This is a genomic window from Paraneptunicella aestuarii (genome assembly GCF_019900845.1).
GTDB classification, from domain to species: domain Bacteria; phylum Pseudomonadota; class Gammaproteobacteria; order Enterobacterales; family Alteromonadaceae; genus Paraneptunicella; species Paraneptunicella aestuarii.
Map to the genome: position 1 here is coordinate 3193165 of NZ_CP074570.1, position 14827 is coordinate 3207991.

Annotated in this window: 8 protein-coding genes; all 8 read right to left on the reverse strand. The window is 45.6% G+C overall.

The genetic code is table 11. The features are described 5' to 3' along the window. Positions 1–278 precede the first annotated feature (278 nt). Positions 279–548, reverse strand: coding sequence for an acyl carrier protein (locus KIH87_RS12110; RefSeq protein WP_232358126.1), 270 nt, complete (start codon positions 546–548; stop codon positions 279–281). Positions 549–561: 13 nt separating this feature from the next. After that, positions 562–1299, reverse strand: coding sequence for an SDR family NAD(P)-dependent oxidoreductase (locus tag KIH87_RS12115; RefSeq protein ID WP_232358127.1), 738 nt, complete (start codon positions 1297–1299; stop codon positions 562–564). A gap of 69 nt (positions 1300–1368) precedes the next feature. After that, positions 1369–2754, reverse strand: a complete 1386-nt coding sequence (locus tag KIH87_RS12120) for an ANL family adenylate-forming protein (protein ID WP_232358128.1) — start codon at positions 2752–2754, stop codon at positions 1369–1371. Between the two features lie 183 nt (positions 2755–2937). Continuing rightward, positions 2938–3672 (reverse strand): DUF4386 domain-containing protein, encoded by a 735-nt coding sequence (locus KIH87_RS12125; protein ID WP_232358129.1) that lies wholly within the window; start codon positions 3670–3672, stop codon positions 2938–2940. Positions 3673–3901: 229 nt separating this feature from the next. Further along, the gene (locus KIH87_RS12130; protein WP_232358130.1) at positions 3902–4573 is read right to left on the reverse strand and encodes an SRPBCC family protein; all 672 of its coding nucleotides are present in this window, start codon (positions 4571–4573) and stop codon (positions 3902–3904) included. Positions 4574–4697: 124 nt separating this feature from the next. Further along, the gene (locus tag KIH87_RS12135) at positions 4698–5981 is read right to left on the reverse strand and encodes a GMC family oxidoreductase N-terminal domain-containing protein (protein ID WP_269751474.1); all 1284 of its coding nucleotides are present in this window, start codon (positions 5979–5981) and stop codon (positions 4698–4700) included. 128 nt (positions 5982–6109) lie between these two features. Then, positions 6110–7447: a hypothetical protein gene (locus KIH87_RS12145; protein WP_232358131.1), complete on the reverse strand. Its 1338-nt coding sequence runs from the start codon at positions 7445–7447 to the stop codon at positions 6110–6112. A 189-nt stretch (positions 7448–7636) separates the two neighbouring features. Then, complete coding sequence (locus KIH87_RS12150) at positions 7637–14827, reverse strand: HAD-IIIC family phosphatase (protein WP_232358132.1); 7191 nt, start codon at positions 14825–14827, stop codon at positions 7637–7639.

Genomic DNA, 14827 nt, shown 5'->3' on the forward strand with positions numbered 1-14827 from the left:
GCAATCCAGATGGATTGCAAAACCTGATCTGATTGAGAAAAAATGACTTTATAGGCAACAACGTAGGGTGAGCATGAATGACAATTAAGGCTGACGGAAGGCACAAGAATACTCTCGGGTGAGAGCCCCCTCTCACCCAAACACAAACCCAAAGTAATAGCAATTGTGCAGTTGTTTTCTTATCGCCACTCCGTGAAACGTCTATTTTGTCGATTCAGGGGCGGTTGCGCTTATTATTATTGTCTAATTCAGATCAGGTTGATTTTCATCAATCTGGATTAAGCACTTTTTTCCAGACTCTTTGCATATACTTTGCAAAGATCTTTAATTGTTCTGATATCAGTAATCATCACATCTTCATCTTCAAATGGGTCGATGCCGAATACTTCTTCCAGATTCGCGATCAAGGCAGCCACACCCAATGAGGTGAAACCCAAATCGTCAACAATTTCCTGGCTGTCTTTCAAATCAGGCAGATTAAGGTCTTGAGTAGCTGCAACTTCTTGAATTACTGCGATGATTTTTTCTTTTACTTCAGTGCTGTTCATTTCAATTCTCCAATTAAACTGTTAATCCGCCGTCGACAACGAAAGTTTGTCCGGTCATGAATTTGGCTTGGTCTGACAATAGGTAGGTAACAACATCAGATACATCATCAACAGTACCCAAACGACCCAGAGGAGTTTGACGGATGATGCGCGCCTTTTGCTTGTCGGTAAGTTGGTCAGTCATGTCAGTTTCCATGAAGCCCGGTGCAACCGAGTTAACACGAATACCCATGCTGCCCAATTCTTTGGAAAGGCTGCGAGTGAAGCCATCCATTGCCGCTTTGGTTGCGCTGTATGCCGCAACACCTTTATAGCCACGAATACCAACGATAGAAGAAATGTTGATGATAACGCCGAAGTTAGCCACCATCATTTGCTTGGCAACCATTTGAGAAAGGCGAATTGTGCCTTCCAGGTTAACGGTCAACATTCTGGAAATGTCGTCGCCTTTTTGCGTCGTCAACAAACCTTCGTTTGCCATGCCCGCACTGTTGATCAAGTAACCAACACGCCCAAAGGCTTCACGAACACTACGCAAGAATTGAGACAGCTTTTTGCTGTCAGACACGTCAACCGCTTCCCAGTACAATTTGCCTTCGTACTCTTTCATCAGGCTTTCAAGATTTGGGGTGCTCTTACGGCTGAAAGTTGCAACATAATAGCCTTCGGCTAATAGTTTCTTGGCGATGGCGAACCCCAACCCTTTACTGCCACCACTAATGACAACGACTTTTTTGCTTGAATCGACCACTTGCTCGCTCCACTTGTTCTTTAAATTTACAATTCGCTGCTTAAATTCGTAATACCGACAACCGAGCCATTAAGCTGGCTGGCTGTTCTCTTTGGTTTTACGGATCTTCTTGAATCGATTACCTACCACGTTGTCATCTTTCGCAATGGTGATAAGGCGTGGCACTTTGAAAGGCGCTAAATTGGCCGTACAAAGGTCGGTAATACGCTTTTTGAAAGCCACAGGTTCTTCTTCATGTTCCAACACGAATTCAGCCCATACCATTTGTCCAGTAACCGGGCTTTTCTTGGCTTTTACGATAACGTCTTTGACGTTTTCCTGTTCCAACAAGAAACTTTCTACTTCGATGGGGTAAACCTTCTCACCCGCAACGTTAATGATTTCAGATTCACGTCCCAGAATGCGGAAGTATTCGCCGTCCACTTCGACTTTGTCACCTGTGTTGTACCAGCCTTCATCATCGAACGGGCTTGGTGCATTCAGATAACCCAGCATGGACTGCTTACTCTTGATCCACAGAACGTCATCAACCACTTTCAATTCAAAGCCAGGGCCGCCGATCTTCATCCAGCGAGAAGAGTTGTCTTTGGATTTAGTGGCCAAAATACCCAGCTCAGACAAACCATAGGTTTGTTTCAAAGTAACGTCAGGCATGATCTTGTTAATGCCATTCAAGGTTGAATTTGGCATTACTTCTGTACCGTAGGTGACTACTTTCAGAGAAGAGAAGTCGTAGTGCTCATACATTTTGGACATCAACAACATGGTCAGGAATGAAGGGGTCGTTGGTAACAACTCAACCTGGAATTCCTGAATGCAGTGACAGATGTCTTTCGCCTGACGAGAGGGAGAAGTCACGATAGTTCCGCCATTGAACATAACGGCGAACAAGGTATTGATACCACCGATATGATCCAGCTTCAGGAACAACAAGGTTCTGAAAGAAGGGCGAACTTTGTCTGAATATTTTTCAACCATACGCTGGTAATCCAGCAATACAGCTTTGCTCTTACCTGTCGTACCCGATGTATAGATCACGAAGCCAGCTTTGCCTTCATTCACCAGAGGCGCCATTAATTCGTGAACGTCGGCGTTGCCACCAGAAACATCTTCACAGGTGACAGTGTCCGGATTGATATTGTTCAAATCGGTCACAGTCAATAATTTGGTTGCACAGGCGACTTCCAGACGTTCGCCGAAATCAGCGCGATCGTCTTCTGATAAAGGAATAACAATACAGCCTGTTTCAATCAGTGCTTGTAGCAAAGCTACGGTGTCAATGTGGTAATCAGACACTAAACCGACGCGGTCACCGGTTTTAATACCCCATGATTGAATCGCTGCCAACCAGTTGTCTACATTGTTAGTAAACTCGGCGTACGTAACAGAGCCGGATGCATTAACTGCAATTAATTTGTCATCGAACTGTTGAAGTCGTTCTCTTACCCAATTCATGTTTTGATCCTTAATTTTTCAGCTTCGTTTACGCCGTTTAATCAAAATACACAGTGAACCGGTCATCGATTCTGGTTCACTGACTCATGAAACCAGTGTGAGTGAGCGACATTCGATTCAACATCCGGGAATGTCGCTCACCCCCGGCGTTACAAACGCAACGCCACAGGTGTGCTTTTATGCTTATGCAGCAACAGGTACAGCTTGACCTTTAGGCGTGTTAGCGCCTTTGAACAACAACCACAAACCTAATGGGATTTCATAGAAAGTAGGTGCCCACAGGATGTCCATTGTTTCTTTGGTGATGATGTTGGTTGCTTGCAGCGGCAATCCGAAGAAAACGATGATTGACGCGAAGAAGCAGAACGCACACACCCAGCGAGGTAGTGAAGGTTGTTGTGCTTTGTAGAACAAGGCAAAGAACATGGCATTACCCAAACAGAAGAAGAAAGAAGCAACGATTAAGCCCATTCTTTCAAACTCAAGCAAAAGGTGAGCAACAGGGAAGTAAGAAGCTTTGTCACCTGCGGCAGCCGCAGCGTAGTTGTTTGCAATTTCAGTCAAATAGATAGAACTTAATTCCGCAGTACCCGCCATTGCAGTTTCTACAGAACGAAGTACCAATGCCATCAAGGCCAAACCGAAGAATTTACGGTCAGCACGGATCAACAATAGGAATAGTGAAGTTGCAAAAATTAAGGTAGCAACTTTAGATGCAAATTTTGCAGTCCAGGCAATAAAGCCTACATCTGGATTATCTGCAATGTTTTGTAGTGTTGTTGCAATGTCATCAGCTTTCAAGAAGTCCCACTGCCAGGCAACCATGGCATAAGGTACGATAACAATCAACAGCGCCAATCCCGTAATTCTCCACACCAAATCATCCGATATTATTTGGTTTTGAACATTTGAGCTCATTTAATCACCTCAAGGTTAACGTTTTTTAAAAATCTTATTTAGGCAGTGCTGGTCAATCACTAAACGGGTCAATTACCAAACTGGTTAATCACTAAACCGTTTTCTAACCTCCTGACACAGTAAAATGGATTCAGGGAATCCATCTATTTCCACTGCCCTTCAAAAATCGGATGTTCCCTAAGCGATTGCTGTATAAAAAGGGAACATCCGATTAGAGTTTTCGATTTATTTACACATCGTCCACATAGCCGATTTCAGCATTTTGGTACTGTTCAAGATCCAGATACCCCTGGAAGTATCCCAGTTGCTCATAAAGCATGTCTGCACCACCCATGTTTTGCAGGAAGTAAGGCATAGAACCACCGATATCAAAATCAGTCAGGAATTCGATTTCGTATTTGCTGTTACCTTTAGGGGTGAATTTCCAAACATTGTGCAAGTCTGTTACACGTACACAGCAATCATTAGGTGGTAGTCTGTCAGGCTCACCGATGATGTGAATTTCTACTGCTTTAGTTTTAGGATCCTGAGCAAAAGTAGACTTGATAATGTACTCACGATGAGTCATTGGCTCAGGTAAAGGATATTTGAATGTGGTGTATAACAGGCTGTCATCAACGACTTCCAGATCTTGAGAATCGTAACAACCAACCACGTCACAACTTGAAGGGTCACGTACCAGTTTAACCAAGGCATCCATATGAGTGTTTACAGTGGTAACGCCTTTGAAACGAGTCAGGATTTCACCAGGTTCTTTCAGTGAATAAACCTTAACGCCATTTTGCTCGCCGACATACTCCCATTCACCTGAACCGGAACTTTGCCATACGAAATGTGCAATAACGCCAATTACTATAGGTACTATATGAGCGATCACGAATATCTTCATGAACTTGTTCATCTTTCCTCCAAAATTAGAAATATACTGATTAATCTTTTTTTAAAACCGAGGCTTACTCACCTCTGGTCATAACGTTGTTCTAAATAGACGCATATATGACGCACCTCGCAAACAACACCTTTTTCTAAAGCGATGGTGCTATTTGCTTCGCCAAATACTTACCTAAACAAATTAATGTCAGTGACGGCGCGTTACGTACGTTTTCAGGCAGTATCGAACCATCGCAAACATGTAAATTTTCAAACGGTGTTTCCAGATTGGCGTCCAGATGTTCGCCAAAACGCACCACACCACCAATATGTGACGCGCTTAAATTGGTACGAAAGATATGCTTGGCACCGGCCTTTTCGAGCAACTTACGCCCTTTTTCCTCGCCTTCTTTCAGCATTTTCTTCTCGCTATCCGTAAACTCTTTCTGATATTTGCCGTCAGCGCTTAATTGCCCAGCCAAACCATCACGGATCATCACGCCAACCGTCAGGCTTTGCTCATAATTGAAGAAGTGCTTCAATTTGAAGTTGGTCAACATGACCATTTTGTACAACAGGCGCGACAAATTAGCGTCGCCCACGTTGAGATATTCGGTTTCAGAGTTCATCGCACCCGTGAACAGGTTCTCTGAGTGCGCTTCTGGCGATAAGCCAAACAAGGCAAAATTCGGATCACAGAAAAACGGGCTGCCCACAATGCCTTTCAAACCACTGCGATGCAGCAACATCGGAGTTTCCAGAGTTCCTGCCGAGACAATCACCTTGGTGGCATAGGCTTTTTTAGTAGTAGAACCAAACAAGCCGGATTTAACCTTGTACTCAACACCGATAGCCTTGTTGTTCTCAACCAGCACTCTTTCCGCCGATGCGTTATTTTCCAGAGTCGCCCCAGCAGCAACCGCATCTTCCACAAAGCTACGCGCTTTCCAACGAGCTTCGTATGCGTACTTGCCGTTGACCTTGGACTGGTCAATCATCATCAGCTTCTTACGCCAATGAATGCCTAGCTCGTCGGCACTGCGTTTTAATACCCATGCCTGGTTACCAATCATTTCATCGGGCAATTCAGCAAGTGGCACTTCGTTTTTCACTTCTTCAACCACATCGGTCAAATCAATGCCAATCGCTTGAAATTTGTCTACGGGAGGAATGTCTGCCACAGCAAAATAAAGTGCAGAAGAACCACCTGTGGTAACTGCCCCCATCATGGGAATTTTGCCGTCGCTATTTGCGATAGCGATTTCTTTTGCCACACTGGCAATGCCCATGAAGGTATCTTTCAAAGGTGCGTTATTACCTTTTTCCAGAATTAAAACTTTCTTACCCTGCCTGCTCAGGTCTCGGGCTACTGAGGCTCCGCTGGTGCCTGAACCAACAACAATCGCATCAAATTCGTTCGCAGTGTTTGTATTACTCATAATTCGTTCTGGTGCATTGACTAGCGCGTTAACTAGCTCGATAGTCGCGCTGTCGTTATTTAAATGTTGTAGAAATTCACTCTTTAGAAACGCAGTAAGGAATGCATACGCATTCCTTACTCCAGAACTTAAGCACTCTCTTCGGTTTCTTTCTTACTTTCAGCAGATGCGTTTGACTTGGTATCAGCCGCAGCGATTTGCTCGGCGTCATTACCATCAGTGCCCTGATATTTGTCGATCATGCTCAAATACCATCTGTGCTGAGGGTTATCCCACTTAAAGTCAGTAAGCTGCTCGTCCAGCATGGCTGAGTTATTAAACTCATAAGGCAACATGCTGTAAGACTTTTTCACTCGCTCAGGACACGAAGGCTGATCCAGCTTCAAACCTACGCCTAGTGGTTCCATCTTGCCGTAGTGGTGAGAAGAATGCTGACTGACATTCTCAAAGCCACGATCCACTTTCGGGAACATGCCAGGAATGTACTGATGCAAAATAATATCTTCATAAACCAGTTGGGTATGGAACAGGAATGACAAAATCGGATTGAAGAAAGGTGCAGGGAAACCAATAGCGTTACGAACAAAGCCTTCCAGGAACCCGGTACCAGCAACACCCACCAAACCAGAAGGGATCGCGTCGTGGTGAGGGCCATGCAAGTACACAAATTCAAACTCAGAGTTATGCCCCAACCAGTGCTCACGGTAGTACCAGTTGTTCATATCTTTCAGGAAGCGGAACTGAACCACGATATTCAGGATCACAACCACAGGCATCAATACCAATGAGAAGTTAGACAAGGCAATAACAACGTACCAGGGAGCAAGCAACGCGATGTGCGTCATCATGCCGGTACAGTAGGCATGCCATACTTCCAACGCCATATTCGGCTGACGGGTAATCTGTCCACGCCAGTTAGACTGCATCAACACTTCACGAATATGAGCCGTTTTTTGCAAGTGACCAATCAGAATGAAAGTGCGATACAACATCAACAGGATAAAGTGCAAGAAAAATCCGTATACCGCAATCTCATGCATGAGCTCTACTTTGTGTGGCCAGGTTGGTGTAATGGAAATCACATAGTTTTCCAGTAACAACAAACCCACAGCCACATACCACATCGGCTTGATATTGGTTAAGTGGTAGATGAAGGAATGTACCACTTCCATCGGACGCTTAATCATAATGGGCGCTTGAAGCTTCACCCCACCATGTCGCTTGGGAAATAGCAAAATCATCTGGGCACAATAGCCAACAGACAGAAGCGCCATCATCATTCCAGCACCAGGTAGCACCGAGTCTACTCTGGACGCAACAAAATCAGACGCAAAGCAGGCGTACATTACGGCTGCTGTCAGAATGTTCATAATGATGTAATCGACATAATCTTTCTTGTCGTACACCATTTTTACCTTTTTAGTTCCGTACAACTTGTGGAACTTCTTCGGATCAGGCTTAGTCATCTCGCACTTTCCTTCAAAAATTAAAATTAATCTTTGTGATTTTAGACCTCCGTGCCAGATGTGAACTCTGGCACATTTGACGACAAATTCACAGAAATTATTTTACCCTTGATAAAATATTGGACATTTTGTTCTGAATCAATTGTCAAAAGGGGAATTTTTTAATTTCTGCAACCAAATAGCTATTTTTTAACCTTTAATCGCTTTAACGATAGTTTCGATAGATTCTTTTTCGATGATGGACAAATGATTTGCCTCAACATCAATTCGCTTGATCGGTTTGCCCAGATACTGATTCCATCCGTAATCTTTTGGCGCACCTTCATAGCTGTCTATCGCTTTAAACAAGGTTACATCCACTGCTTTCGGCAATTTGCCCGGCTTGTATTCACGACATACGCGCTCACTCACCATCGACACGTTGTAATAAGCTGCAAATTGCTCTTTGGTAATGTCCATGCCGTATTCACGCATGATGTCGAACAGGAACTCGCCGCGTTTGTCTTCCGGAACCGCTCGAAGCTGTTCAACGGTCAAGTCCAACGAACCACCATTCGTCACTGCCACGTTCTTACAAACATCCACAATTTCAGCAATTTCATCATTTACACGGTGCTTGGGTGCCAAGCTATCTAACATCACGATAGAAGCCACCTCATCACCTTGCTTTTGCAACATACGTGTCATTTCAAAAGCCACCACACCACCGTTGGAATAACCCAGGAAGTGGTAAGGGCCTTCAGGTTGCACGGATTTCAGCGCTTCAATATTCGCTTCTGCGATTTCCTGAACGCTGTTCAGTGGCGCTTTACGGCCATCCAAACCTATAGATTGCAAGCCAAAGAAAGGCTGATCATTGCCAAATGCCTGACTAAATGGTTGCAGGGCCACCACGCTGCCACCTGCTCCCGGAAGGGCGAAGATAGGCTGTTGCTTACCTTCTGTTTGCATTGGCACCAATATTTCAATATTGGTTGTATTATCACTTAATATTTGCTCCGCCAGAGTGGCTACAGTGGATGCTGTAAACAAAATGGCCAGAGGTAATGCTTTGCCTAATTGAGCCTCGATTTTGGCGATTAACTTCAGGGCTAACTGGGAATGACCACCACAGTCAAAGAAGTCATCATTTACGCCGATACTTTCTGGCTCCATACCCAGGATTTCCGACCAGATGTTCACAAGGTGCATCTCGGTTTCATTTCTGGGTGCAACATATTCCGTTTTCACCCCCTCGCCTTTGCGTTCTTTAGGGGTGTATTGTGCGACCTTGGTATTCACTTGCTCCAAAGTACGGTATTCAAGCGCCATATCCATCAGGAAGCTTTCTTCCAAACGTTTGTCGAGAGACTTACGTACCGAGTCAATATGTGCCAACCCGGTCGCGAGTGGCGCTTCAGCTTTATCGCCCGCCAACGCATTACGCTTGCTGCTGTAATCGAAGTCGTTGATGTCTTTAGCCTGATAGACGAAACCTGTGTCGGTGCGTTCATGTGGCAACATAGTTAAAAACTGCTCCACCGGCTGGTTACGCTCGGTCTTACTGAAACAAACGAGAATATTTTCTACCCCTTTTGTTACAGCAATATGTTTTAACATGCTGTCTTCGACTTCTCTGCCTAATGCACGACAGCTCAACAGGAATTGTTCAACTGTTACCGTTTTTCCTTCCTGCTTGTACATCAACACGCCAACCATGCCGTAATCACCAAACTTGTCAGTAACCTTCACTGTTTTAACAAATTGATGCGGTTCCAGTCCGTAGTCTTGAACCTGTGCTTCATTCAACACCTGTTTGTTGGCATTGAACTGATTGGTACGCATGGTCAGCTGACTGACACGGCTGACATCGGCATCTGTCATATCAGCAATGTCAATTTTGACATTCAACTGCTTGATGAAGCTGGCATAGTCCACGCTTTGGGCTAACTTCTCGCGCTCCATGTTCTCTTTGACCATTTCGGTACGATGCTGATCTTCCGTTGTCACCAACGTCTTATCGAAACACCACAGGTCATTGATAAACGTCGCCACTTGCTCAGGCTTGGCAGGTGTTTGCAAACTCAACACTTGTGGGCAATGCTCACGCATTTCGTTCACTTCAACCGGGTTGTCGTCAATAAAGACCACATCTTCCAAACCGATTTTCAAGGTATTGGCAATGGCTTGAACATTCTGAGATTTCGGCTCCCAGTTAATGTACTCAAGCACGATATCTTCATGCTTCAATACCATGTCTTTGCGCTCTGCAAACACGTTGGCAACGTCTTCCGGGTTATTTTTACTGCACAAGGCAATCAGATAACCGGCTTGTTGTTTAGCTTTAATTTGTTGTTGAAGCTGTTTATGAGCATCAGTAATTTTGATGCCTTTAACCCCATCTTCGCCAACAATGCCTTGCCATAAGGTGTTGTCGCAATCCAGAACGATGACTTTCTTCTCTGACGTGTGACGGTCATAGTGAGCACGAAGCATGCTCATGGCTAATGCATTGAAATGCTCGTCGCTAAACGGGACATGACCTTCTTTGTCGGTCAGTTCAGCATAACGCTCTGCTGAAGACGGATACATTTTTTCAATGTCGGCTTCATCAATCAGGGTGACGGATTTGATCTTGCGAACTTCGTCAATCAGGCGCTGACGTTCTTTGTTCAGCATGTCACGTTCAGCTTTGGTTGCCACGCGCTCTGGCGAGATTTCGTGGATCAACAACATGGTGCTTTGAGCTTTGCTTTGTGATAACGCCGTAATCAGCAATTCCATGTAGTCACACACTGCGGCCTTCTTGTCTTCCAATTTGGAATTTGGCAAGAACTTGTAGGCATCTTCCAGTAAAACAGCGGCGATATGCGTCGAAACTGACTTATTGCTATTAGACATCAGTTCCTGAATGACCTGGTTGTAACCACCCACACTCACGGTCGGTTTACCCGGTAAACGCTTGGCAACCAAGCTTGTAGGGTTCACAACCGGATCCACCGTGTAAGTACCGGTGACTTTAATGGTTCTGCGCTGATAAATATTCGCCGACTCAATCAGTTGCGCCAATGGAGCTTGGGCGTCAGACACAATACGGGCTACCAAGGCTTTGAAATCAATGACCAAACGCTCAATGGTGTTGGCATGATACAGCTCTTTGGAATAGACCAGTTCAATCAGCACTTTGCCATCTTCAGCACCAATGAACACGCTCATGTCGCTCATGTTCAGGCTTTCTTCCTGACCATAATTGAAGGTGGTGAACTCGGCGCTACCAAATGGCTGTGGAATATTGCCGTCGGGGCCTAGCTGGTTAAACAACACATTAACGATGTTGGCATTACGCAGACCGAGACGATCCATGATGTCTTCAATCGGCAACTGGTTATCGTTGCCATCCAGCATGGAAAAACGCAGTTCAGACATGGCATGGTTAAAGGAACCCTGACTGTCCAGAATGTTTCTTAGAGGTACGACATTGAAGAAACTACCAATCAAACCCGCGGTTTCAAACTGATCACGGTTGGCATTAACGCTACCAATACAAATATCGTTACTGCCCGCATAACCGCTAAACAACACTTTAAAGGCTGTCAGCAAAGCCATGTATTGAGTACAGGCCTGCTTTTTCGCAACATTGGTTAATCCTTCGCCTAACTCGGTGTCCAACGTAAATCTGACGCTGGCACAATCATAATTCTGTACTGTGGGTCTTGGATAATCAGGTGCCAAATCCAGAACCGCAGGAACATCAGCCAGTTTGTCTTGCCAGTATTCCAAGCGTTGTTTCAGGATAGTGCTGCCTTCCTGCCAACGCTTCAACCAGGCAATGTAATCAACATACTGCACTGGCAAATTCATTAACTTGGGCTCTTGACCTTTGCTGAATGCGTCCATGATTTGCGTTAACTCATGAACAACAACCCCCATCGACCAACCATCACTGATGATGTGATGCAGGTTCAGCATCAGCACATGCTCGTGAGCAGACATTTTAATCAGTGTCGCTCTCAACAATGGCCCATTAGCAATATCGAAAGGCTTACTTGCGTCTTGCAGGCATCGCGCTTTGGCTTTTTCCTGACGTGCTTTTAGCGATTTGATCTTGCTCACATCCAGTTTGTCGACACTGAAACTCATAGTTTCCAGAATGCGTTGCTGGATGCGTCCGTGTTCTTTGGTGAACACGGTACGTAAACTTTCATGACGCTGGATCAACAAGGCAAAAGCGTCTTGCAAGTGCTTTTGCACCAGCTTGCCCTTGATAGTTAAGGCGAATGGTACGTTGTGCGCACCACCGCCCTCTTCCATTTGATCCAGAAAGTACATTTTTTCCTGAGCTGTACTTAACTCGAATAATCCACTGCCATCACGATTGATGGGAACAAGTGGCGGGATCTCACTGAGCTCTTCCAGCTCTTCGTCATCTCCCACCAGTACCGGCGCTACCTGAGTAGCACTGGCGTTACTTTTTACTTCTTGCCCGTGGATTTTTTTTTTTGAGACAACGATTGCATCAATCTTGTCTTGGTAGTTTTCAGCGAGATGTTGGGCAAACTGATTTATGTCGGGATATCTGAACACCACACTGGGCGACAGACTCACATTCAGCAGTTGCACCGTATTGAGCATCACATTGGTGATACCGATGGAATCCACCCCTAACTCAATGAAGTTCAAACTGCTGTCCACTTCCGAGGATGACTTCTTCAACTCGCGGGCTAATTCCTGAGTCAAAAACAGCTTCATCTTGTCCAGTGCCGCCATTTCTTCACCGTCAGTCCCTTCACTGGAGAAGTCGTACTCAACATCAGCGCCGACGCTCTTTGGTGCGTCGTTCTTGAGTTCAGGTTTCGGAGCCGGTCTGACTACTGAACGCTTTGGTGCAGGTGGTGAATATTCACCATCCACATCCAGCCAATGTCTTTCTTGTGCGAACGGATAGCTTGGCAATGAAGCACGTTGTGCAGCAGAACCTTGCCATGCAGCATTCCACGGAATATTAACGCCGTGTAACCATAACATGGCTAATTCAGCCCATTTACCACCTTTCAGGTGTTGTTCCAGTTGCTCTTGCCCCAAATCTTTGGTCAACATCTTTACAACTGTCTGGTTCTGAATATTGTTGATATTACCCAGGTAGATACCTTTATCTTCCAGGATCACTTGCTCGTCAGAAGCCGCATTTTTCGCAGCGGTCAGCTTATCAGCCAGTTCTTTGCGAGAAGAAGCGATCACAGCCACACGCTCAGGCATGGATGCACGGCTGACTTGCGAAGTGTAAGCCATATCCAGCAAAGGTGCGGCGCTATCAGAAGAAGCATAGGCAATCATCTCGTCGATGTAAGCCAGCAAACGTTCCTGATTCTTGGCAGACAGTACAAACAGTTGCTTGTCGCCAGTATCCACATCTCCACGATCAACATTGTTGCTCATGTATTCTTCAATGATGATATGGACGTTAGCGCCACTATCAGCGAAGGAGTTCACACCCGCACGGATCGGTTGACCATCTTTACGAATGGCATCAAAAGAAATGGGTTTTTCAGCGATGTATAACGGATGGTTCTTACCATCAATATCAATAAACTCGCTGGTTTTCTTCTTGGTAATGGTGGCAGGGAACTGCTTGTTATACATAGACAACGCCATTTTGATCACACTTGCCATACCACTGGCTGGCTCTAAATGGCCGATGTTGCCTTTTACACTACCCAGGGCAACATGTTTTTCCATGCCTTTCTTGCCTTGGAACGCATTACGAATACCTTCAAACTCGAACGAATCGCCCCATTTAGTTGAGTAACCATCCACTTCAATGTAGCTGATGTCTTCTTTGGTCAAACCTGCTTTTTCATAGGTTTCGTTCAACACCTTGGTAATGGATTCATGCTTGATTTCTGACAGGTCATTGGCAATACCGCGGTTGTTTTGATGTGAAGTACGGATAACACCGTAAATACGGTTGTTGTCGCGCTCTGCGTCGTCAAGACGTTTCAGCACGATAGCTGCCACACCTTCACCACGCGTGAAACCGTCAGCCGCAGTATCGAATACCGCACAAGTACCGGTAGGCGATAACATGCCGTACTGAGAACCGTAAATGTAATCATCAACAAACAGGTTCAAAATGGTCGCACCTGCAACCGCCACATTGCTCTCACCGTTCAACAATGAGTAGTAAGCACGGTTAATGGCAACGGCAGAAGACGCACAGTTAATGTTGATAGATTCGCTGGGGCCGTGGAAGTCAAACACGAAAGACAAACGGTTCGCCAGATAATAGGTTGGGCTTGAAGAACTGTACTGGAAGCCACCTTCAACATGCTCAATATTACGACGTAAATATTGCTCGTACTCTGCATATTCATAGCCTACGAATACGCCGGTATTCGAGCCCGCCAAGGCAGACACATCCATACCCGCATCTTCAAAGGCTTTATACACTTCCTGCATCAGCAAACGTTCTTGCGGATCCAGAATCTTGGCGCTTTGAGCGGGTACTTTGAAGAAATCAGGATCGAATAGTTCAACACCATCGATCAAGGCGCCCCACTTGGACACGGTTTTACCTGGCTCAGCTTTTTCTGCGTAGTATTTGCTAGCGTCCCAACGTTCTTTTGGAATCTCACGAATGGCACTGCGCTCGTTAATCAAATTGTCCCAATAAGCTTGAGGATTGGGTGCATCAGGGAAACGACAAGCCATACCGACAATAGCGACGTTGGTTGTGCCAACGGAAGCACCGCCTGACGCTTGGGCAACTGGCGCAGTTGCGCGTGCCGCCATGTTACCAAGCTGGGCGTCAGCAATTTCCAGACCTTTGTCGATGTTATAGTGCAACATCAACTCGCCAGTATGGTTGTTCAACAAGGCGTCAACGATTTCATCAGCAGAATCAAAACGCTGATAAGACATATCAATGCCATATTTCTGCTCAACAAAATCCAGCATGGCATTGATTTCAGCACGTCCACCACGAGCACGAGAGCCTCGCGCTGAACGCGCACCACGACCACGACTTGCCTGACGTACAGCTGTCGCTGTTTTGGTGACTTGCGGAGCAGCCTGAACGGCTGCTTTTGGCGCTTCAGCAACAGGCGCAGCCTGAGCTGGCGCTTCCTGAACCACTTCTTCTTCAACTTCTTCTTCACCCGCCAGCATTTCGCCAATCAGGTTAGCCAATTCACGCACGGTGTTAATATTGGTGAATTGAGCAGGAGTAATTGAAATCTCGAATTGATCAGTCAGGTTGGTCATCAATTCCATCGCGATGATAGAGTCGATACCAAAGGTTTCAAAATCCGCGTCTACGTCCAATTCGCCTTTTGGCATTCTGAACGTTGTTTCAACTGTACTGGTGACTTGTGCCAATACGTCTTTATCTGCAACCGCTCCCAT